Source organism: Fictibacillus sp. 18YEL24 (genome assembly GCF_015903855.1).
GTDB classification, from domain to species: Bacteria; Bacillota; Bacilli; order Bacillales; family Fictibacillaceae; genus Fictibacillus; species Fictibacillus phosphorivorans_C.
This window is the reverse complement of sequence record NZ_JACZDT010000002.1, coordinates 961,004-983,860: the sequence shown is the minus strand read 5'-3', so window position 1 is coordinate 983,860 and position 22,857 is coordinate 961,004. Positions and strand designations below refer to the sequence as shown.

At 34.2% G+C, this 22,857-nt stretch carries 24 protein-coding genes and 1 pseudogene; 8 read left to right on the top strand and 17 right to left on the bottom strand.

All coding sequences use genetic code 11. From position 1 onward, the window contains the following. Window position 1 precedes the first annotated feature (1 nt). From HU823_RS10205 to HU823_RS10195, 3 genes are all read right to left on the bottom strand, one after another. The gene (locus HU823_RS10205) at window positions 2–1,366 is read right to left on the bottom strand and encodes a HAMP domain-containing sensor histidine kinase (protein ID WP_197129811.1); all 1,365 of its coding nucleotides are present in this window, start codon (window positions 1,364–1,366) and stop codon (window positions 2–4) included. Between the two features lie 11 nt (window positions 1,367–1,377). Next, complete coding sequence (locus HU823_RS10200) at window positions 1,378–2,106, bottom strand: sulfite exporter TauE/SafE family protein (protein ID WP_197129808.1); 729 nt, start codon at window positions 2,104–2,106, stop codon at window positions 1,378–1,380. Between the two features lie 256 nt (window positions 2,107–2,362). After that, a complete protein-coding gene (locus HU823_RS10195) occupies window positions 2,363–2,929 on the bottom strand; it encodes a YdhK family protein (RefSeq protein WP_197129805.1) in 567 nt (188 codons plus the stop codon). A gap of 529 nt (window positions 2,930–3,458) precedes the next feature. Here HU823_RS10195 and lgt point away from each other — a divergent pair. Continuing rightward, window positions 3,459–4,259, top strand: coding sequence for a prolipoprotein diacylglyceryl transferase (gene lgt / locus HU823_RS10190; RefSeq protein WP_312035283.1), 801 nt, complete (start codon window positions 3,459–3,461; stop codon window positions 4,257–4,259). 40 nt (window positions 4,260–4,299) lie between these two features. On the opposite strand, the gene HU823_RS10185 is transcribed toward lgt, so the two are convergent. The 5 genes from HU823_RS10185 to HU823_RS10165 form a co-directional block, all read right to left on the bottom strand. Further along, complete coding sequence (locus tag HU823_RS10185; protein WP_197129799.1) at window positions 4,300–5,049, bottom strand: YwmB family TATA-box binding protein; 750 nt, start codon at window positions 5,047–5,049, stop codon at window positions 4,300–4,302. A gap of 149 nt (window positions 5,050–5,198) precedes the next feature. Continuing rightward, on the bottom strand, window positions 5,199–5,918 hold the full coding sequence (locus tag HU823_RS10180; protein WP_231607361.1) for a flagellar motor protein MotB: 720 nt from the start codon (window positions 5,916–5,918) through the stop codon (window positions 5,199–5,201). Between the two features lie 84 nt (window positions 5,919–6,002). Next, complete coding sequence (locus HU823_RS10175; protein ID WP_197129793.1) at window positions 6,003–6,557, bottom strand: TVP38/TMEM64 family protein; 555 nt, start codon at window positions 6,555–6,557, stop codon at window positions 6,003–6,005. A 27-nt stretch (window positions 6,558–6,584) separates the two neighbouring features. Next, window positions 6,585–7,847 carry a murein hydrolase activator EnvC family protein gene (locus HU823_RS10170; protein ID WP_197129790.1) on the bottom strand — a complete coding sequence of 421 codons (1,263 nt, stop codon included), beginning with the start codon at window positions 7,845–7,847 and terminating at the stop codon, window positions 6,585–6,587. Window positions 7,848–8,214: 367 nt separating this feature from the next. Continuing rightward, window positions 8,215–8,367 (bottom strand): Vmc-like lipoprotein signal peptide domain-containing protein, encoded by a 153-nt coding sequence (locus HU823_RS10165; protein WP_197129787.1) that lies wholly within the window; start codon window positions 8,365–8,367, stop codon window positions 8,215–8,217. A 235-nt stretch (window positions 8,368–8,602) separates the two neighbouring features. Between HU823_RS10165 and HU823_RS10160 the strand changes: the two genes are divergently transcribed. After that, window positions 8,603–8,875 (top strand): peroxiredoxin family protein, encoded by a 273-nt coding sequence (locus tag HU823_RS10160; protein ID WP_197129785.1) that lies wholly within the window; start codon window positions 8,603–8,605, stop codon window positions 8,873–8,875. Beyond that, window positions 8,868–9,194 carry a TlpA disulfide reductase family protein gene (locus HU823_RS10155; RefSeq protein ID WP_312035282.1) on the top strand — a complete coding sequence of 109 codons (327 nt, stop codon included), beginning with the start codon at window positions 8,868–8,870 and terminating at the stop codon, window positions 9,192–9,194. The genes HU823_RS10160 and HU823_RS10155 overlap by 8 nt, the downstream gene beginning before the upstream one ends. A 95-nt stretch (window positions 9,195–9,289) precedes the next feature. Here the strand turns inward: HU823_RS10155 and HU823_RS10150 are convergent, their stop codons facing one another. Further along, window positions 9,290–9,877 (bottom strand): DUF1405 domain-containing protein, encoded by a 588-nt coding sequence (locus HU823_RS10150; protein ID WP_197129779.1) that lies wholly within the window; start codon window positions 9,875–9,877, stop codon window positions 9,290–9,292. Between the two features lie 668 nt (window positions 9,878–10,545). Here HU823_RS10150 and HU823_RS10145 point away from each other — a divergent pair. Then, window positions 10,546–11,214 carry an NlpC/P60 family protein gene (locus HU823_RS10145; RefSeq protein ID WP_197129776.1) on the top strand — a complete coding sequence of 223 codons (669 nt, stop codon included), beginning with the start codon at window positions 10,546–10,548 and terminating at the stop codon, window positions 11,212–11,214. A gap of 650 nt (window positions 11,215–11,864) precedes the next feature. Then, window positions 11,865–12,827 carry a stage II sporulation protein P gene (gene spoIIP / locus HU823_RS10140; RefSeq protein ID WP_197130029.1) on the top strand — a complete coding sequence of 321 codons (963 nt, stop codon included), beginning with the start codon at window positions 11,865–11,867 and terminating at the stop codon, window positions 12,825–12,827. A gap of 542 nt (window positions 12,828–13,369) precedes the next feature. Here the strand turns inward: spoIIP and HU823_RS10135 are convergent. After that, a complete protein-coding gene (locus HU823_RS10135) occupies window positions 13,370–13,594 on the bottom strand; it encodes a spore germination protein (protein WP_197129774.1) in 225 nt (74 codons plus the stop codon). Window positions 13,595–14,105: 511 nt separating this feature from the next. On the opposite strand from HU823_RS10135, the gene HU823_RS10130 reads away from it, so the two are divergent. Continuing rightward, entirely contained in the window at window positions 14,106–14,477 is a 372-nt protein-coding gene (locus tag HU823_RS10130; protein WP_197129772.1) for a hypothetical protein, read from the top strand. A 311-nt stretch (window positions 14,478–14,788) separates the two neighbouring features. Next, window positions 14,789–16,249 carry a multicopper oxidase domain-containing protein gene (locus HU823_RS10125; protein WP_197129770.1) on the top strand — a complete coding sequence of 487 codons (1,461 nt, stop codon included), beginning with the start codon at window positions 14,789–14,791 and terminating at the stop codon, window positions 16,247–16,249. A 203-nt stretch (window positions 16,250–16,452) separates the two neighbouring features. Here HU823_RS10125 and HU823_RS21880 read toward each other — a convergent pair. Beyond that, window positions 16,453–16,871, bottom strand: a pseudogene (locus HU823_RS21880) (recombinase family protein); the annotation flags it as partial. 279 nt (window positions 16,872–17,150) lie between these two features. Here HU823_RS21880 and HU823_RS10120 point away from each other — a divergent pair. Then, the gene (locus HU823_RS10120) at window positions 17,151–17,459 is read left to right on the top strand and encodes a hypothetical protein (protein ID WP_197129768.1); all 309 of its coding nucleotides are present in this window, start codon (window positions 17,151–17,153) and stop codon (window positions 17,457–17,459) included. A 141-nt stretch (window positions 17,460–17,600) separates the two neighbouring features. Here the strand turns inward: HU823_RS10120 and qoxD are convergent, their stop codons facing one another. From qoxD to HU823_RS10090, 6 genes are all read right to left on the bottom strand, one after another. After that, window positions 17,601–17,987, bottom strand: a complete 387-nt coding sequence (gene qoxD / locus HU823_RS10115; RefSeq protein WP_197129766.1) for a cytochrome aa3 quinol oxidase subunit IV — start codon at window positions 17,985–17,987, stop codon at window positions 17,601–17,603. Beyond that, the gene (gene qoxC / locus HU823_RS10110; protein ID WP_197129764.1) at window positions 17,980–18,600 is read right to left on the bottom strand and encodes a cytochrome aa3 quinol oxidase subunit III; all 621 of its coding nucleotides are present in this window, start codon (window positions 18,598–18,600) and stop codon (window positions 17,980–17,982) included. The genes qoxD and qoxC overlap by 8 nt, the downstream gene beginning before the upstream one ends. 14 nt (window positions 18,601–18,614) lie before the next feature. Beyond that, the gene (gene qoxB / locus HU823_RS10105; RefSeq protein WP_197129761.1) at window positions 18,615–20,555 is read right to left on the bottom strand and encodes a cytochrome aa3 quinol oxidase subunit I; all 1,941 of its coding nucleotides are present in this window, start codon (window positions 20,553–20,555) and stop codon (window positions 18,615–18,617) included. A gap of 59 nt (window positions 20,556–20,614) precedes the next feature. Then, on the bottom strand, window positions 20,615–21,481 hold the full coding sequence (gene qoxA / locus HU823_RS10100) for a cytochrome aa3 quinol oxidase subunit II (protein WP_197129759.1): 867 nt from the start codon (window positions 21,479–21,481) through the stop codon (window positions 20,615–20,617). A gap of 251 nt (window positions 21,482–21,732) precedes the next feature. After that, entirely contained in the window at window positions 21,733–22,140 is a 408-nt protein-coding gene (locus tag HU823_RS10095; protein ID WP_197129755.1) for a disulfide oxidoreductase, read from the bottom strand. A gap of 1 nt (window position 22,141) precedes the next feature. Continuing rightward, a complete protein-coding gene (locus HU823_RS10090) occupies window positions 22,142–22,828 on the bottom strand; it encodes a DsbA family protein (RefSeq protein ID WP_197129751.1) in 687 nt (228 codons plus the stop codon). Window positions 22,829–22,857 lie beyond the last annotated feature (29 nt).

Sequence of the window (22,857 nt, the reverse complement as noted above, 5' to 3'; positions counted from 1 at the left end):
TTTAACTCCTTTTTAAAAATACTGAGATGGTTGTTCCTTTCCCGATTTGACTCGTGGCAGTAATCTTTCCATCATGCTGTTCTATAATCTCTTTCACAATAGCTAATCCTAAACCGGAACCTCCTTTTTCTCTAGACCGGGACTTTTCGACTCTGTATAAACGATCCCAAATCAATGGCAATTCATTTTCCGGAATCCCTTCACCCTCATCTTTAATCTGAATTTCGATAAACTCCTTGTGTCCTGTGACACTGATATTGACCGTCGTATTTTCTGATGAGTATTTCATTGCATTATCCAAGAGGTTGATTAGAACCTGATATATCCTTTTCTCATCAATCTCTAAAATATAATCCCCGTCCGAGAAATAAACCAATTCGATCTTTTTTGAAGAAAAAACTGGTTTTATATTATTAAGAACTTTTTGAACCAGTTGGGAGACCGACACTTTTTCCTTATGAATCACAAACCTAGTTTGGTCCATCTTTGCAAGTTCGAACAAATCCTCAATAAGTTTGGTCAGATTATTTGATTCTTCATTTATGATGGTTAAATATTTTGCCTTCTCTTCTACTTGGATATTTGGACGCTGCAGGATTTTAGTATAACCAGTGATGTAGGTAAGGGGTGTACGTAGTTCATGTGATATATTAGCTAAGAATTCAATTCGATCTCTTTGTAATCGATTCAAGTCCTCCGATAAAGTAGTAATCTGCAGGGCAAGTTCACCGAGTTCATCTTTTCTGTTTATATCTAAGGTGACTTTGTGATAACCATCACTTAATTTTTTTGTTGCTTCTTTCATTTTAAGTAAGGGTTTAGTAATCGTTTTAGATAAAAAGCTTACTGCAATAATCAGTATTATTAGTGAAATGATACTGATTTTAACAAACTCATCTATAAGATGGTTATTCATCTGTTGAATAAATTTTGTATCTAAAAACATATATACGAATGCCACGTGCTTGCCATCAATTACAATAGGTGAAACCGATGCAAAATAAGCTTTCTTCTTCCAGTCATTCTGTACTAAAAACCCATGATGGCTTGGTGTGATATTTTTATTCAGTATCTCTTTCATCTTAGTGTCGATATCACTTGACCTAACTAAAATGTTATCATCCGAATCCATTACTACAACTTTTGTTTTCGCTTTGGACTCCATTAGACCAACATGATGGAGTGTAACATCATCAAACTTTCTTTCTAAAACATCTCTATGATTATTTCCACGCGCGACAAGATCTCGTGTTTCCTCTTGAATACGACTTGTCAAAATGCCTTGATATAAGATTAAAAAAAGTAAAAACTCTATGATTAACATGATAACCAATAGAATTAACCCAAGTTTTATTGAAATCTTCATAGTCCCTCCTATTAGAGCCAGTAGACAAAGATATCTAGAATACCTAGAACAGTAAACAAACATCCAAAAGTCACCTGGATTACATTGCCTATTTTCTTGCTTTTCTTCAAAAGTACTCCATATAAATTAAAGTATAAGATTAAAAAGATTAATAGCAGAAATGGAAAGACTGTTCCTAAAGCGAAAATCCCCGGCAGTATGATTCCATAGGAAGTAGAAAGTACTAATGGCATTAAAAGTCCAAAAAAGAGTAGAAACATTGTTGGACAAAAACCGAGTGTCAGTACAACTCCTAATAAAAATGAATTAATAATGCCTCTTTTTGAAAAAAAGGAGTGGAAATTGAATATAATACTCAAGTTCAATTTTATGATACCAATCAGGTAAAATCCGATGATTATGAGTAACGGGCCAATCAATTTTCTGACAATAGGGAATATTGTAGTTAAGCTATTTTCTAAAGTACGACCAAATATCCATATCAGTAGTCCTAACATAATATAAACAAAAATTTTTCCGAATATGTAAGCGGAGATCTCTGGCCAAATTTTTGAATCCCTTAGAGACTTATTGCCATAATACATCATGGTACTTATATTTCCAGTTAATTGACAAGGAGCTACTGCCCCCAAAATCCCTAAAAAGAAAGCACTCAAAAGTGGTATGCCTTGGTTATTATAAAAGAGAGTAGTTAAGGGTTCATTTAAAAAACTACTTAACAAATTAAAAATATCATACATAATTCTCCCCCTCTCCCTATTAACATTACCTTAAAATTATCAAGAATTTATGCATTAAATTCAGAGCTCAATATCATCCATCTACCTAATCATACTCCCTATTTATTAATAGAAGATAAGCAATACTAAAGTTAGGCATAATTTTCTAAGTTAAGAGCTTTCGTTTAATGTGAAAAGAAGCTTCCATTGTTCACCTCTAAATAGAGGTAAAAAAAGAGTACCTACTATCGTAGATACTCCTCCCACTATTAAAATCTTACTCAGGTGATAACTCGCTTTCAGTTAACCATTGATGGTTTGTTACTTTGTCCCCACCGGTCGTAGGGGTAAAATCGACCATATAAATTGTGGTTTTCACTACAGAGTCTATAGTAGCTTCAGCATCTTTCATGCCCTCCATGTGGTCTGCATTAAGCACGACTTTTGCACCTGGTTTTAAAGGTTTCTCATTTGCATCCTGAAGCTCTTCTTGAATAACCCATTTATGATCTGTTACTTTTTCCCCACCTGTAGTTGGCGTGTATGTTACTTTATAAACATATGTATCATAAGCACCTACAATTGTTGCCTCTGCCCCTTTCATCCCTTCCATATGATTTGCATTTATAATCGCTTTACTTCCTACTTCATATTTAGGATTTTTTGCTTCTTTTAAACCTTTTGGTACTTCTCCCGATCCGGAATGGTCCATATTCCCATGGTCCTTTCCTTCTTCCATTTTCTCATCATTTTGATTTGTATCTTGGTCATTATTACCACACGCAGCGAGAGTAAGTGTGAAAACCAGTAGTAAACTTCCAAGAAAGTAATTTTTAAATTTCATTAAAAACTCTCCTTCCTTTTTTATTTAAACACTATATTACCCTTTAAATTGCAACAGTATGCATGACGATTTTTTCATTCAAACTTCATTCACACTTTTAAGTATAAGGTATCTATTTTGATAAGAAGTGTACTAATAAAATAAGAACTTTTTGTGTATTCTCTTTGCAACAAACATTAAATATTAAGTTTTTAATAGATTGTGAGATTAGAGTATCCTTTGAGGAGTATTTAAAGAAATAATCAAAGAAACAAAGCGAAGAGATAATTTAGTCTCGCATGCTGGTTTTGGTTATCTTTTAATAACTATGATCTAAACCAAGTTCATTTCAGGACTTTCCGCTAAATAATGCAGCTGAAGATGATTCCGATATATGGACTTATCTTTTATATATAAAGATAATTATTGATTAAATGAGTATAAGTCAATTAAGTCATAATTACGGTTCATCTTCAAAAAAACTCCTTATTTTTCTCTTATAATCTAATCAAAGTGGTTTTAATAGAAAATTAGAGGAGTGTTTAACTTGATTGAATCTTCAATGCAACCCATAGATCGGGTGGCTCTTGATTTTGGAGTAATTCAGATTTATTGGTATGGGTTAATCATAGCTTCAGGAGCATTTTTAGGATTTCTCCTTGCAAATAGAGAAAGCAAGAAACGTGGCCTCCCAAAAGACACGTTTGTTGATTTGGTCATGATAGCCGTACCAGTCTCAATACTTACAGCCCGATTATACTACGTTATTTTTGAATGGCAGAAGTATAAAGATAGTATTGCCGATGTATTTGCTATCTGGAATGGGGGAATCGCAATCCATGGAGCACTCATAGGTGCCTTTTTAACAGCATACATTTTTACAAAAAGAAGAGAACTATCCTTTTGGACTATTGCAGACATCGCAGCTCCAAGTATCATCTTAGGACAAGCGATTGGACGATGGGGGAACTTTATTAACCAAGAAGCCCATGGAGGACCGGTATCAAGGTCGTTCCTGGAAAATCTATGGCTTCCGGATTTTATCATTAATCAGATGTATATTGACGGTGTTTATTACCAGCCCACTTTTCTTTATGAGTCGGTATGGAACATGATTGGTTTTTTTGTCTTAATAACCCTTAAAAAGTTCAATCTTAAGAATGGCGAAGTGTTTCTAAGCTATATAATCTGGTATTCCATAGGAAGGTTTGCCATTGAAGGGATGAGGACTGACAGCCTTATGTTAACTTCCTCATTAAAGATGGCACAGATCATATCGATCGTTTTGATCGTTCTTTCCTTCTTCTTAATTGTTTATAGAAGAACGAAGAAAAATTCTCCAGTATCTTAAAAATTAGCAGGCCTCAAATATATGGCCTGCTTTTTTATATTCACGAATCCCCAGTAATAATCGGATTCCCAATGGTGATAATTGTACGTTTCCTTTCTGTATGATAATAACTTGAGATTTGAAAATTAATCTTGTTCTTATTTATTTTAATGGTCCGGTTAAGTTTTGGAGAGAACCCGTTGGAACTGATGAAGTACTTGTCTATGTACTTATCGGTTATTTTTCCTTTCAGTCTCTTTGTCATCTTATTAATGAGACTGATTTGTTCATCCTGGACTAATTTTCGCTCGATGGCTCCTTGAACTGTAGTATTGATGTTAGGATTTAACTTTAACGTGATTAACTTGTTGCGTAAGTTATCGTAAAGTTTTTTCATGTTCTTTGTTCCTAAGTCCTGACTCGTAATATTAACCAATAAATAGGTTTTGTACAAATTCGGACTTGTTTGAACTTTCTGTCCCAGCCATTTTATTGACAGTGTTGTCTTTTTACTTTTTTTATGAGTTCCTATAAATTCTATGATTCCATGATCATCGTGATCTGTGTAAACTTTTAATTGGACTGAGAATATCTGGTTTAGTTTATTTACCATTCTTTGAAAATCATTCAACGTTTGCTTTTCAGAAATGGTTGTTCCATATGTGAGAAATAATTTTTCTTGTTGTATAGATTCATTGTCCATTAAATTTTTTACGACTATTGAGTCCGTTGGCTGTTTATCACTAAAACCAATCGGACTATCTATAAGTATGAGAAAGATTGTAAGTATAATAACAAATGCCTTTTTCATTAATGTATCCCTCCCTACTAAACTAGCATCCCCATTTATGCTAGTTTTATACCGTCCATACTTATTTAGAGCATTAGAATTTCCCCATAAATAAATCCGTTTCCCAAATGGAAAACGGATTGTGTGTATATTTTATTTCAAATAAACCTCTACTCTTTTTGCAAAGGTAAGATTAAAAATTCGACCCTTCTGTTCTTAGCTCTCCCTTCAGAGGTTGAGTTAGATTCCAAAGGTTTATGTTCCCCATAAGCTTTTATACTAAAACGAGCAGGATCTAGATCTTTGTTAGAGAGCACAACATCTAGAACATGAAGAGACCGCTGCATGCTTAATTCCCAATTGGAACGAAAATCGTTATTATGTATCGGTACATTATCGGTATGACCGCCGATGATTATATCTCTTGCCGGGTGGGTTATTAATAAAGGGGTTAATTGGTAGATTATTTTTTTTGCCTCCATTTTGAGTTGACCTCTCCCAGAATCAAAAAGGATATCATTAACAATAACAATATAAAGGCCATCATCACTTAACTTCGTTTGAACAATCTTCTGAAATCCGTTTTCGTTTATATAATTCTCTATTTTTATATGTAATTTTTCAAGTTCATTTTTCTCGTATTCTATTATCGATTTTTGCTCTTCGGTTAGCATACTTGTAGTCTGGTAACTTTTAGTCTCATTTAGTACCCCTTTATTACCAAAACTTGTACTTAAGGATATCATCATGGCATTAAATTTTTTTGCATCAATACTACTAGAGGCAAAAAGTACAATAAATAATGCCAATAACAAAGTTAACATGTCCGCATACGGTATGAGCCAAGACTCATCTACTTTTTCTTCATTCTCTTGTTTTCTTTGTCTCATAACCCTCCCCCTCTTTAAGTACATTTTACATATTAGATATGGATTTTTTTTGCATAAAAAAAAGCCGTGAAAACGACTTATGACTTATTTTGAATTGGTGTTTTTGAACAATAAGTATCCCAAATAGATAGCAGTTAAAACCAACAGGATCTTTCCTATCCAGGTAAATTGCGTGATTTGATAGACGGAGAATGCTTCGAGTAATAGGGCTGGGACTTTCCCAACAATGGTAGCTGCAGAAAATACTAGAAAAGAAGAGTTAGTAAATGCTGCAGCTAATGTTACAATACCTGACGGAATAAAGGGCATCAATCGTAAAGAAAAGATTAAATAAAAGGCGTCTAACCCTTTCGCTTTTCTTAATGTATTTACCCATGAATACATGGAAATTTTGGTGAGCTTAAATTTATTTAATCCCTTTTTATATAACCAAAAAGAAATCAGGGCACCAAGTATCTCGCCTAAAAACGAGATAAACGTTCCTCCCCAAAAACCAAAGAAGATGATGTTCGCTCCGGTTAAAAACACGCTAGGAACGATCCCTAAAACAGCAATAATAATATTTAATGAAAGACTGATAGCTACTGTCAGTATTGGATTACTGCTATATAAGTCGAGAATAAAACCTTGGATATCCATATATTTTCACCCGAATTAAAATTCTTACTATCTGCTAAGAAGCGGCATAGGATTAATAGCGTTTGTCTTGCCTGAGTTCCAAGGACCTTTGTGAAGCTCAAAATGTAGATGCTGACCAAATGAATTACCAGTATTTCCTTGATACCCGACCAATTGACCTCTGCTTACTGTTTGACCATCCTGTACACTTCTACTATTCATATGAGCATATACGGTTGTATATAACTGCCCATTTATATAATGCGATATAAAAACAACATTACCGTAACTGCTTGAATAATACGACCGAAGAACTGTACCAGATTCAGCAGCTACAATAGGTACTGTACCGGCTTTTGCAATATCAATGCCTGCGTGCTCTTTCCCCCATCTTGGACCCATCGTAGATGTTAGAGTCCCTTCTGTAGGAAAAAGAAACATGCCTGTCTTGCCCTCTCTTTCATCTGATGTTTCTGCTTGAACTGGTGATGATGATGCACTTTGAACTCTTTTGCTTTTCTCCATTTCTTTTTTCTTACGTTCTAATTCTGCTTTTCTAGCGCGTTCCATTTCAGCTTTAATTGCTGATTCTTGGTTTGCTAAAAGTTTATTCTTTTCATCAAGCTCTATTAGATAATTATTAATTTTCCCCTCCTCAATTTTCAATTCCGCTAGGATTCTATTTTTTTCATCTCGCTGGGCACTTAATTGCTCTTCTAACGTTTTCATTTCAGTTAGCGTTACTTCGAGTTGTGAAAGTTTTGAATCAACTTTTTGTTTTTCCAACTTAAGGTTCCTTTGATCAAGTTTATGTTCTTCAATAATTTCACGATCTTGTTCTGCAATTAAATTTAAAGCTATTATCCGATCTAGAAAATCACCGAAATCCTTAGAACCTAACAGTACATCAAGATATTGGATGACTCCACCATCCTCATACATTGCACTTACTCTATTTTTTAAAAGCTTGTCTCTAGTCTCGATACGTTTTTCAATGATAGCTATTGATTTTTTCAGACTATCAATAGAAAGAATAATATCTTCTTTTTCAGTGCTTTTTTCCTTAATATTTTGTTCTAGTTCATATATTTTGTTGTCTATCTCTTGAATTCCATCTTGGACCTTATTTTGTTCATTTTTGACTGAATTCAGCTCTGATTTTTTTTTCTTTTCTTTTTCACCATTCTGTTCTCTCTTCTTTTTTATTTCTTCCAGTGATTCTCCATGTACAGTACTTACATTACTTGAAATACTGACAAAAGTTATATTTACAGCTAGAACTGCAGCTAACGAAACAAATTTCCTTTTCAAATTATATTCTCCTTACCCTCAGATGCAATATTTCGATTTACTTTGACAAGAAATACTATAAAAAAGAAAATTGCAGGAAATATGCATTTTAAGCTTTGTTTACATTTCAGTTCTATTACAAAATCTATAATCAAATAAGATTTCTTCTATAAATTAATGAAACAAGTATATTTATAGGATTATTATCCAAGAGGCTTTGTTTATCCATTTCATAAGAAAAAGCCCAGGGAGCACCTGAACTTTTTATTATAAACCATTATTATTTTCCAAAAATCGTAAGAGATCTCCATAAATGATTTTATCAGATAGATTAGTTCTTGTTTTGCAGTATCTGAATAATTTCAAGCGCTTAATGAACTCACAACAGTTATTCCTTGTCCATATTTCCGTGGTCCATCCCATCCATATTTTCTTTATCCATCTTCTCTTCATTTTCTTTATCATTAGAACATGCAGATATAATTCCGACACTGCTCATTAATAGAACAACAATTGATAAAGACTTAAGCCATTTTTTCATACATTCGCCTCCCTAATAACGAGTTAGACCTTTTTAAATATGATTGAAAAAGGTTAGTGGTTATTTCGATAATTAACCCTTTCTAAAAAAACTTACAACAAATATATGAAGAATTTATGCATAGTCAACTACTTGAACAAGAATTTCTTTAACAAACTTTTCTCCCAAAAATCTCCATATATGTTTTTATAATTAAAAGAAGTTGCAATATCATAAGTAACGGAGGAATGTAAAAATGAAGAAAACTATTTTTGTCACTATTCTCCTTGCTGGAATGATCGCTTGGACATTGTTTAACAATGGTATTCTTAACGCCAAGGAGGAAGTTCAAAACAATAATAATACAAGTGAAGTAAAAAAAAGAATGGAACGTAACAAAGGTGAAGAAGAGCTTAAAACCCGAATTTCAAAAGGAAATATCGCTCCTGAATTTGAATTGATGTCTTTAAATGGCTCGAAAACAAAATTGTCAGATTTCCGCGGGAAGAAGGTTCTCCTAAATTTTTAGGCGACTCGGTGTCCCCTGTCGAGAGGAAATCCCTGAAATGGAACGATTTCACAAAGACAGTAAAAATAAGGAAATTGTTATCATTGGAATTAATCTTATAACAAGTGAAAGTAGTGTATCTAATGTACAAAACTATATTAATAATGAAGGGATAACATTTAACATACTGTTAGACCAAGAAGGACAAGTAGGAAGTATCTATCGACCTATCAGTATACCAACCACTTACTTTATTGACTCTAATGGTGTGATTACGAATACGTTTATAGGACCCCTGTCATACAAAATGATGCAAGATTTTATGAATGACATGGATTAAAGCCTTCATAAACCGTAGATTTTAAAACGTTCATAGAATCCTTAAAATGTACAGAAATACTAGGTGCAAAGAATAGTGGATTTTAAATTAAATTCTTAAATAGATCGTTTGCCTTTTCTATATATGCATATATAATAGGTGAGCAAAATAGATCCAATGCTTAGCCAAAAAGTAAAATAACCTATTTGAGGCGTATATTGATTAAGTAAACTGTATCTTGGCATCATAAAAAACACATAATCGATTACATCGTTGTGCAACGTCCAAATTGCTACAATTGTTAAATGAAGTGGTTTAATCTTATAGAATGGGGCATACAACAATCCTTGTATTGCCATACCCAGATGAGAAAGGATTAACATCATACCAACAATATTAAGAGATTCATTAACAATAAACACAAGTATGTTCATAAAAACAGCCCAAATTCCGTACTTAAACAAAGTAACGATTGCTAGTCCTTCAAAGATTGGCAGATTTTTATTTACTAGAAATGCAAATAATACGATAACAAAGAATAAACTAGCAGTGGGACTGTCAGGTACAAAAAGTAAAAACTTGGATGGTGTTTCAGTTAACTGGACCCCGTACCAAATATAACCATAAATTGTACCTAAAATATTAATTGTTAGCAATAAACTAAGAAACGTTTTACTTTTTAAAATATAAAACACTTGATTCAAAATAGTCCCTCACTTCATATAGAGTCATGTTGATGTACCGGTAAACCTCTTAGTCTATAATAAGCTACAAATGTGAAGAAGCTATGCACTCTAAAATCATCTGAAATAAAACACTTTTTTGTAAGAGTGATTTTGATGCTCATACTCGCTATCAGCGTAAGCTATTACTTTGATTAGATTTTTTCCATATCAAACAAAGTTAAAGAGGGCTGTAACTCCTCGGTTTCAGCCCTCTTTAACTTTGTTTATATAATTTATATGTTGATTAACATTTCAGTTTTCCAATAAAACTCACTAAAAACTTCCCCAAAAGCTTCAGGAGTTTTATCAATACACCCCCATTAATATTGATTTCGCATTGTTTGTCAAATCTAAATTATTAATCCCATTACCTTCCTTTTTTCTTTTAATACCTATCCACTCTATTTAAAATTTAGAGGTTTAAATATTTCTCTTACCCTGGATGATCCTCCCCGCCCACAAAAACAGATGTTTTATTCAATAAGTAATTATTCACCAGTAGCTCGTAAACTAAAATTGGAAATAATGTCGAATATCCTCAAATTCTGCACAAATTTGTAATTATTAATTAACCTAACCATAATACCTTTGATATAAAAGATTGCTAGAATAATGAGAGCAAAAGAGACAACAGGAGGAATTAAGAAGTGAAAAGATTAGTTATAGGAGCAACAATTGCAGGATTCTTAACATTAAACCCATCAATCGGTAAAGCAGCTTTAGGTGATCAGACACTTAAACCAGGAATGACACATTCTGAGGTCAAGGATTTGCAAACTCATCTAAAGAGTAAAGGTTATTTTACATATTCAGGACAAACTACCAATTATTTTGGTTCATATACTAAAAGTGCAGTCATCAGTTTTCAAAAAGCTAAGGGACTGAAAGCGGATGGTATTGTGGGGTCCGATACATTTAAAGCATTAGGTATTAAATCGCCGGTATATGCCCCAACTTATAGTAAAGCAAAGTTGGTTAATACAGCTAAGAAATATATGGGAGTTCCTTATGTATGGGGAGGTACCTCCTCAAAGGGTTTTGACTGTAGCGGATATCTGAATTATGTATATCAGGAAGCTACCGGAATTAACCTTCCACGCACCGTATCGGAAATTTTCTTAAAAGGGACAAAAGTGAACACGCCACAGGTAGGGGATATGGTATTTTTTGAAACTTATAAACCAGGCGCATCTCATGCGGGAATTTATATTGGAAATAATGAATTCATCCATAGTTCTTCATCAAAGGGTGTGAGTATAAGTTCCATGAAAAACTCATATTGGTCAACAAGGTATCTTGGAGCCAAAAAATATTAACAAATTCAAAATTAATTAAAAATGGCGCAGACTCAAAGTGTAAAAACTTTTGAGTCTGCCTCTTTTTTCTATATTATTCATAACAAATTGTCTCTAAATGTTCTTGACCTCAAACTGCCACAGATAGCTACGGTCATCGTATTAAATGACAGAAGCACCCACCTATCGTTTGAACTAATATTTCTACCAATCAATCATATTAATTATCTTTCTTACTCCACTGTAATATATTTACATGCAATAAATATATTCTAGACTCTAAATCCTCTATTATTATAAGAATACTTTTCGGTTTCTAGTATATAATCTACTAACTAGACGCTGAGGTGAATGTTATGAAAAAATTACATCGATGGTTAGTTTTTATCTTTTTTTCTTCTATTATTAGTTTTTTTTTATTCCCATGGGTATTTACAATAGGAGTATTCATAGCTGGAATTACATTGTTCTGCTTTCACATTGTTCAATGTTCACTAGAGGAAAGTGAAAACTCTTATGAAAAAAAATAGATATCTACAAGCCACTGTTTTGTTGGTAAGCCTAACTTTTCTATTTGTAATTATGTTTTCAACGGTAAAAAGTAAATGGTTTGATTCTACGCTTCTTACTAATGGCTTAGAGACTTTAGTAGTGAAGCACTCGTATATGCGATAGGTTCACAAAACGGTTACTTTACAAAAGCTTTACCAGCAGAAAGTGAACCTCCTAAGTTATCCTCTATCTTCGTTCAACTCGCTACCAATATTCGGCCTGGGGATATACGTAGTTTATTTGGAAATGAGTTACCTGGCTTAGCAATATATGATTCAGAAATCTATTTAGCGAGTAAAGGAACCAATTTTTCAACATTACCTATTGAATCAACACCTCCTATCGAAGAAATCATGAAAATGACTGAGCCGACAGATGAAAATAAACAAATTTTAAAAGAGAATGAAGAAAAACATAAAGCGCCAAACACTAATGGCAAACCCGTGGTTCATATTTATCACTCGCATAGTTATGAAGCGTTTAAGTCTTTGTCAAAAGATGGAACATATAATAGTTCCAACCCTGAAACTAACATCATAGCAATTGGTGACCTTTTAAAAAGAGATCTTGAAGAACGAGGAATTGGTGTATCCCATGATACGTCTAACATTGGTGAAAAACTTAAATCTAAGAACTGGGGTACTGGAAAAGCATATATTGCAGCGAGAGAAAATGTTATTGACGCAATTTCTAATAATAAAAGCATTCAATACTTGATTGATATGCATAGAGATTCACAACCTAAAAAAGTAACAACAATCGAAATTAACGGTAAGCAATATGGCCGGTTGTTCTTAGTGGTTGGAAAGGAACATCCAGGTTACGAAAAAAACCTTGTTCTAGCTGAATCAATGCACAATAAGATTAACGAAAAATACCCTGATCTTTGTCGTGGAGTAATTATTAAAGATAAAAATGAAGGAAACGGTGTATACAATCAAGACCTTTCAAACAAATCATTGTTGATTGAAATGGGTGGAATTGATAACAATCTTCAGGAACTCATTAATACTTCGGAGGCATTTGCTGAGGTATTCAGTGAAATGTATTGGGAGAATGAAAAAGTAAATACTGTTAATTAAATTTATGAGGCATTTTACGAATTACTCCTGTTTTAGATAAAGGCCAACAAGATTGTAGAGGAGGTGTATATTGGGGCTTTAAACATTCACTCAAAAAAATTACTGTTTCTAAAAGGTCACATTCCCCCTAGCTTTCTCTAACATATCTATGTCCAGATAAGCTAGCTCAATTATTGATCTCCACTAGATTTATATTTTAATAGTGACAAAAAGCCAGCAAAATTGTTAAATGAGAGAGGGAACTTATCTCCTCTTTAATAATGGAACTGAACCATTACTGCAGGAGGGATACTAATCTCCCTCCCATAATTCATCCACCTTTACCTATTCTTGATTCTTTTCATTTACATAAACAGATGCGAACAACATATTTTTCAAGCCAAAAATATGAGGTATACTAAGTGGAATTGTTATGTAATAGGGGACCGTGAATAGAAGGTAGAAAAACAGGCAGCTAGTATCCCTTAGAAAATGATTTTTGGTATACAGCTTACTGCTAAAACGGCCCTATTTAAAACCGATAATAAAATGAATTTTGTTTTTTAGAGATTGGTTGAATTATTACTATCATTTTTATCATTATCAACTGTAACCGTGTAACTTGGTCCATTGAAGATCATTTTATTATTTCCAACATTCAAACTTCCAGAGCCTCCGTGGAATTTAGAACTATGGTTTGGTGAAATTGAGAATGCATCTCCAAACGAAGCTACTGAATTAGGTGCTATACGATTAATACTAATTCCTTTTGTAATGAGTGAAGACATATTTTTTCCCCTTTCTTACTGATGAATAACAGTATTGTTTAAAAACATGAACATCCATCTAAGTACCTAAAATAATATTTATTATTTTTACTAATGAGCCTATCAAAATTTTTTAAGCTTTATTCATTTTTTCTCTTAAAAAATTCTTTCGGCTTATTGATTTTCTATATAATCTCTCTTGATTGATTTCAAAAAAATAAAGGGAGTTTTGATATCTTCTCAACCCTTTTACATTGTAACCCATAATTAAAATTAAACATAAAGTAAAACTAAAACAAAAAGTAAAGAACTACACGCGCCAAAACAGACAGAAACCACTGCGTCAACCTTCAGTAATGAAATAAAAACAACTGTCATCGATGACCAATTAAACGATTAATTGATTTTATTTAATGATCTCTGATGGCGTCACGAATCTGTAATCTAAAGAAATGTTCAAAAGAACAATGCTCGAACAGAACCATGCGGTATGGTTTCTATATATGATGACATCAAGTATAGGGGGACATATATGGAATACAAAGAATATGGCCAACTGTTAAAGGAAATCGGAAAATATATAACTGATGATTGCGAAGAGATTACATTAACAAGTGATATTCATACAATCGAACGATTTTTATTCTTAATTTTAAAAAAGTTCAACAAAATCATCTCCTTGCTTCAAAGTATAACTCCCCCTGAAATCGTAAAACGAGAAAACGAAGAGCTCTTGCTGTTATTTGAACATCTAGCCGATGTTACGAAAAAGGGATTTAGTCAAAAGAGGCGAGAGGAGGTATCAATAGAGACGGGACGGATAACCGAGGAAATCCAACTCGTGTGTCTCTCAATCATGACCAAGGTGCTTGAGTTATGCGACACCCCCAAAAATGAGATATAAGAGTAACATATTTATCTGCTCAGGTGTCAGCAATTTCTTTCCCTCTCGTACAACACTTTCTTGTTGGCAACCTTCTACATGCTCTTACATACCTAGATTCCCACATAATCACCGCTATTATTGTGCAACATCTACGGTATTGAAAATTCATTTATACGTATATAAATGGATTAGCGTAAGAAATGTGATAATGATTTAGAGGTACCATGAAAAAGGCTGATGTTCATTTGAGATTAAACTCTTGCATAAGATAATTAATAGCCTATTCAGATTGATAAATTCATGATTTTCTTATGACTGGGGGTATTTCAATGTCTATAAGGCATTATGTTTTATTTGCAACGGACGGATTTGTTTATCTGCCTATTGATAAAACTCTGTGTCCCTCTCCAAAATCAAGAAAAAAGGTTTATATTCTTGGATTTATTGGAGGTCTTTTTAAAGTAAATGACAAAATTATTAATCCTAAACTTGATTGGTCCAATCGTAAAAATTGGAAAAATATCCTTGATATGAAGGGTAATGCAACAATTCCTTCTCCTCTAATTTTTGGAGAAGTTGGTGATCGCATCTACATTACACTCATAAATTTAGGAATGAAAGAACGTCCTAATTTAATGGACTATCATACTATTCATATGCACGGGGCTCACGTCCCTACTCAGTTGGATGGGTTTCCTGAAACATCTTTTGGTGTGCCTGTCTGGACTAATTATAAAAATCCTCCACCAAATATGACTTATTTTTTTCAACCAGAAATTCCAGGAACATTAATGTATCACTGCCATGTAGAGGCATCTGAACACATTCAGATGGGTATGTATGGAGGCTTAATCGTTTATCCATCAAAAGAAAGCTTATTTAAAGCAGGTATTAAACAAAATAGTAATGGAGTATGGTTTTTTAAAGGGATACCACAACCTCAAATTCCCAAGTCAGCTTCAAATAGAAATTTTGCTTATAACAACATTCATACATACTTTGATAAAGAGTATGTTATGTTATTATCTGATGTAGATTCGGTATGGCACGATAATGTAAATAAGGGTATATTCTTTGATGCTGCCAATTACAAACCGGACTTTTGGCTAATTAATGGACGTTCATTCCCCGATACTTTACTACCTCATCCTTTATCTCTATTATATAATGAATCAGAATCTGATTTTGTACAAATCAATTATGAATCATTTGTCCGCGTGGAAACTGATCAAAAATTTTTGCTCAGGATGATTAATATGGGATACCAGGTTGTACCCTGGCATATTCACGGATGGCATTTCACAATTATAGGAAAGGATAGCCATCTTGATCCATTTATAAAGCTTTCATCACTCTTCCAACTCGATGAATCATTCCATAATGAAATCAAAAATAAAGGTTTCACTGTAAGCATAGGTTCGGGAGAAACTTATGATTTACTACTAAATGCAGATGATAAACGATTTGAATATTTAAATTATATTACTAGAGGGCAAGATGGCTTTCCCTCATTTTGTTCTCAATTAAAAAAATTGTATAAAGCCGATTCTAAGTCAGTTTTTAATATTCCTACAGAACCTGTTAAATGCAAGTCACCAGAGTTAATTAATTATCTTCAAATTTGTCAGCAACCAATTATTGATTTAAATGATAAATTTTTTCCGCAATTTTATCCTATGCATAACCATGATGATTATAAAATCACAAATAAAGGGATTTATCCTGGCGGTCAGTTAACATATATACAAACTGATACACCTGACTATTATGTCGATGATGACATAAATTAAGACAATAAAGGTTATTTTTGTTAAAAATAATTCGATGGACTTAGAATAGTTTTTGCACGTTACATTATTACCCGATATTTGTATTACAGGATTTAGTTATTGGAAATGGAGAATTATGCTGATTAGTTCTGATATTATTCTTGAAGAAATAGTCCCGTAAGTATACCTGAAGTTTCTTTATGGTTGGTATTACGAACTAAAAATCCAAATGAAACCCCGTATCGAAACGCAGCATCAATACCTCCACGCTGCCGTTTCCAAATTCTTTCCGGTTCTTCTTGTGCCACCCGGGATAGTATTTGTAAAATTAAATCAGCAATAAAAAACTCCAAGACTATCTTTATATTTAGTCGTATCTAACATGGGTATATCGAGAACCACTATTTCGGCTTATATGTTTATTGTGATGTCATTCCTTCCATTCATTTGAGATTTCACTTTATTCCTTCCGAAACGATTCAAATAATAAATGTACATAACTCTCAGTATTCGTTTTTGAAGGTGATATTGTTCACGAGGAAAATCCCAACCACTTTGTTTATCGATAAATATATCACGTTCGTTAATGTCAATAGCTTAAAGAAAGCAATTTCAAATTTTCATTTTGGTCTTTACTACTCACTCAAATATATCCAAACATTCAAATTTTAACAGAACCACCGTCCTGTTACATTTTTCCTTAATTAAATGAAAGTCCATATTTTATTAACGTAGTTTTATGAATACTTTAATTTACTAAAACACTACAGTTCTACAGTTCATAAATGTGTGTATATTTGAATCGTATTATTCCGTTTCCACTCTACAAATTTCTTTAAAATATAATGGAACATGTTTAATCAAAATAGATTAGGGAAAATTATTTTTGATAAAGTAAAAAAAGAAAGGAAGTAAATAAAAAATGCAACAGACACAAGACTTGCACAAAACTAATGAAGAAGTTTTAGAAACAGGGAAATATATCTGTGCAGAAGGCGAAACAAAAGAATTGCAAAAAGGAGATCATTTTCCTCCTTGCCCTAAAACAAATGAATCGACTTCTTGGAGACATGCCGATCACACCCATAAAACTGGTGATGAGGTCACAGAATCCGGACATTACATTGATAAGGACGGAGAACATGTTGATTTAACGCATGGAGACACTTTTCCTAGTTGTCCTAACACAGGAGAACCTACTTCGTGGAAACATACTGGTAACAACCACTAAATTAAATTAGTTATAAGAAAATTTTTTAGTAACTCTTAAAATAAAAGAAAATAAAAAGAGGAGCCGTTACACTAAAACGGCTCCTCTTTTTGCATGTGAAAATAATGAAAGTTACTGTAACCCGTAAATCAAATAGGTTTATTAATCATGGTTCATTGATCCAGAATCCATTTTCATCTCGTGTTCTCCATTAGTCGGTTTCTTTTCTGCATGACCAGAGGATAGAACCCATACCGATCCTACTACAATAACAATCGCAACAAAAAATCCAAATAATATATTCCCGATTTGAATTCGTCCCGAAAAACCTTGTGTTCTAGAATTCTCCGTTAAGTGCATGAACATTAAGAGTTGTAATGCTGCTTGTATAATTGCAAGCCCAAAAATAACAAGCAATTTTATATTCGTTGATAAATCGGTTTCTAGGGCGAACCATATAGCAAACAGTGTTAACACAATAGACAATACAAAACCAACCACATGCTTCCAAGGAATACCTTTATGTTGAGCAGCTGCATGATTAGCCATGTTGCATCACCATCCCCATGAGATAAACGGCTGTGAAGAGAAAGATCCAAACAACATCAAGAAAGTGCCAATATAGACTTGAAATAAATACTTTAGCGGTTGTTTGAGGTGTTAAGCCCCTTTTTGCAACCTGTATCAGAATCAATATAATCCAGCCAATACCAAGGGTTACATGCAGTCCGTGTGTACCGACCAATACGAAGAATGCTGACCATGCTGCACTTGTGCCTATATTCGCTCCTTCATGAATGTAGACAAAGAATTCATAAATCTCGAAACCAAGGAATCCAAGACCAAGCAAGATGGTTGTAATCATCCAAAAGAATAAGCCTTTTACATTGTAGCGACGCATTTCATGGATTGCTAGTCCACATGTGAAACTACTGGTTAATAACAAGAAAGTCTGTATCAACAATCCTTTTACTTCAAACAATTCTCCTAATGCAGGACCATCTGCTGTCCTGTCCATCAAAACCATATATGTCGCAAACAGTGTTGAGAACAAGGCTATTTCGGCCCCAAGGAACAACCAAAACCCTAAAATATTCAATCTTCCAGTCTCTGATTGATATTCCATCGGCGTGTTGAGGTCTCTTACTTTTGATTGTGCCATGTCCACGCCTCCCTTTATTTAGTTATGTTTTCGGTTTCTTTTATTTCTTCAACCGAAACATAGTAACCATTATTGTAATCGAAAGAACGAATAACTAGCGTTGCCAATACACCGATCAACCCTATGATCGCCATCCAATACCATTCAAAGACAAGTCCAAAACCTGAGACAAAGAAGAAGCTGGCCATAACGAATGGTACACCGGAATTATTAGGCATATGGATCTTTTGAAGATCTTGTGTCGTCAATGGTTTGATCTCTTTGTTCTGTTTTTCATTCCAGAAATGATCTAATCCTTTGACCACTGGAATTTTAGCGAAATTATAGAATGGCGGCATCGCTGAAGGTGTCGACCACTCCAATGTACGCCCGTTCCATGCATCTCCTGTTTTTTCACGTGGTTCATAGCGGAAACTATAGTAAATGTTATAAACAAGAACTAAGAACGCAATCCCCATCATGAACCCGCCTACTGTTGAAATCATGTTTAGTGGCCCCCAACCTGATTCTTCGCTGTACGTATATATACGTCTAGGCATTCCGTCTAATCCAAGGAAGTATTGCGGGAAGAAACAAATATTGAATCCTATGGTAAATAACCAAAATACCCATTTACCGATACGTTCGTTTAGTTTATGACCGAACATTTTTGGATACCAATATACAAGTCCTGCAAAACAAGCGAAGACCGTACCTGCTATTAGTACATAATGGAAGTGAGCGACTAAGAAATACGTATTATGGTATTGGTAGTTTGCTGCTGCCATGGCGAGCATGACCCCAGTTACCCCACCGATTACAAAATTAACGATGAACCCGAGTGACCAGAGCATTGGCGTTGAAAATTCTATCTGACCTTTACGCATCGTAAAGAGCCAGTTGAATATCTTCACACCAGTCGGTACCCCAATAAGCATCGTGGTAACTGAAAAGAAAGAATTAACCAACGCACCAGAACCCATCGTAAAGAAGTGATGGACCCAAACTAAGAAGCTATATGCCGCGATTAGAACCATCGACCAGACCATTGCTTTATAGCCAAAGAGTGTTTTTTTAGAGAACGTAGCTATTATTTCTGAAAATATACCGAAAGCTGGTAGTATAACGATATAAACCTCAGGATGACCCCAGAGCCAGAAAAGATTAGCCCAAAGCATATCCATTCCTTCTCCTTGAAGTGTAAAGAAATGACTTCCGAATAGGCGGTCAAAAGTCATTAAAGCTAAAGCAACCGTTAAGATCGGAAAAGCAAAAATGATGATAGCCATCGTAACGAGTGCTGACCAAGTGAACATTGGCATACGGAACAATGTCATTCCTGGTGCACGCATCTTAAATATAGTGACCATAAAATTGATACCTGTTAACAAAGTACCGATTCCAGAAATTTGTAACCCCAAGAGGTAATAATTCTGACCAGGCCCAGGACTTAGTTCATTACTCGCAAGCGGCATATAGCTCGTCCACCCAGCAGATGGAGATCCGCCTATAACAAACGAGATATTAAACAGCATCGCTCCAATAAAGAATGTCCAGAAACTAACAGCATTCAGATAAGGATATGCTACATCCCGTGCACCTATTTGTAATGGAACAACCACGTTGATTAGTCCAATTAAAAACGGCATCGCCATAAATATAATCATAATCGTGCCATGTGTTGTAAATATCTCGTTGTATTTCTGTGAATCGAGAAACTCCATTTCAGGGACTGCGAGTTGCGTTCTCATTAAAAGAGCATCAACTCCCCCTCTGAATAGCATCAGGATAGCAGAGATGATATACATGATACCTATCTTTTTATGATCGACGGTAGTTAGCCATTCGGTCCATAACCACTTCCATTTTTTAAAGTATGTCAGAAAAAAAACAATTCCTAACATCGTGATAGCAATCGAGACATCCGCCCCATAAATGAGCGGATCACCTGTTACAAAAAATTCATCCCATTTCATTGATAGTGCCTCCTCTTCTAATGGGGCAGTTTCACCCCATTAGACTTTGCCTTACTATATTACTTGCTTAAGCGTTCACGCACTTTAATAGCGTAATCTGCATCATTTTCATGTTTAACCCACTTTAGATGGGTAGATGAGAAAGTCATTTCTTTCGTATGACCTTGAAGCATAAGTTGATCGTACTGCTTCTTAGTCAATTTTGGTGCTTCTTGCTGGGTTTCTTTCGCCCATTTATCAAAAGACTCTGATGTTAAAGCAGCTACTTTAAATGTTTGGTCTGTGAAACCTTCACCATTAAAGTTTGAATTTCGGCCATCAAAAACCCCTGGATCATCGGCTTGAAGATAGAGCTCAGTCTGCATACCAGCCATAGCATACTTTTGTCCACCTAATGAAGGCACCCAGAACGAGTTCATTGAATCAGCTGATGTAAGTTTGAATAGTATAGGACGGTCTTCTGGAATATTGATATAGTTTACTGTCTCTATATTTTGCTCTGGATACGTGAAAATCCACTTCCAATCCACCGAGGTTGCTTGAATAACCAACGGCTTTTTATTCTCACTTCCCTTTGGAGCTTCCTCTAAAGAATAAATAGTTTTTACCGTTGGAATAGATAACGCAACAACGATAATCAACGGGATAATCAAACAAATGGCTTCAATTAAGTGACTTCCTTTATTTTCAGGATCGTACCCCTTATGACCCTTATGATCACGATACTTATATACGATAAATCCAAACAACACATAAACGACCATTATAATTCCTATCATAAATATGATTGAATACATGATCAGGTCTTTCTGCTGTTGAGCTACCGGTCCTTTAGGATCAAGTACGAGCAAATCACTGCATCCACTCAATAAGAAAACAGTCAATAACATACCCAAGAAAACAAACGGTTTATACCGCTTATACACTAAGGCCACCTTCTTTCTGCTGTAATTCGAAATATGTTTTATAACACTATCAATTTAGCAGAACAAATACCTTTTGTATTAAAATTTACGTATGTGTCATAGGAATTTCACCACATTCACTAAAACCACATACTCTGTGCAAACATTGTTCACAAACTTGGGTTTTTCTTCCGATTTCCCAACAAGTACTTGACCTTCAAAAAGAAAAAAACCTATCCGTTTTTTTGGATAGGTTTTATTTTAATACACCATTATTTATTTTTCGTTAACAGTAAAAGCAAAGTTATTAAACTAAACGCGGTTAATGCCAAGAATGGAATAGTTACAAAGCCGAACCAATTAATATATTCCGTACTACAAGGAACTCCGTTTTTGCATGGTTTGATCGCAGCAAAACCCGGCACTTTCTGTTCTAAATAATGGAAAAGAGAAATGCATCCCCCTAAAATCGATAACGGCAGAACGTAGTGCTTTATAGATTTATTATTTTGATATGCTGCAATTCCTAAAATAATGGTCAAAGGATACATCATGATCCTTTGATACCAACACAAATCGCATGGAACGAATTCCCTAACTTCACTAAAATAGAGACTTCCAAACGTGGCGAATATGGATATTACCCATGATAGATACAGCGTTGATTCACGTAGCTTCATATTATTTTCCTTCTAATTCTTGTTCGATTAATTTGGTTAGCTCTTCATAGTTAAAAGGATCAGTAAGCATTGTTCCATTAACCATAATACTTGGAGTTTGTTCTACTTTGTATTCTTTTACCAGTTCAATATCTTTACTTACTTCTTCTAAAGTGGCTTTACTCTCCATATCTTGTTTAACTTTCTCTCTATCTATTTCAGGCGTGTTTTTACTTAAAACCTCTAAGATCTTGTCTGTTGTAATCCATGCCCCATCATGGTTTTCTGCTGGTTGTTCTTCAAACATCTTTTTGTTAAAAATCCAGAAGGCTTCTTCATCTTGTGCAAATACCGATTCGCCAGCGATGGAAGCTAATTCGGACTCTTCTCCATGAAATAATACATTGATAAACGAGAATTTAACTTTACCAGTATCAATAAAATCTTTTTGTAATTTAGGGAAGATCTGAGCACTCCATGCTTTACAAGCCGGACATTTGTAATCTCCAAACTCAACAACTTGCACGTCCGCTTTAGCATCACCTATAGTCGGCTGTCCTTTAATGGATGGAGAGGATTTGTAGCTGGATTGTGTGTTCAAATCACTATCTTGATTAGCATTGGAAATTAGAAAGAGACCTAATATTATGCCGAATAGAACAAGCGTACCTAATACAATCTTCTTAAAGGGGTTACTTTTTTGTTTCATATAAACACCTCTATGATTTTTTAATTATG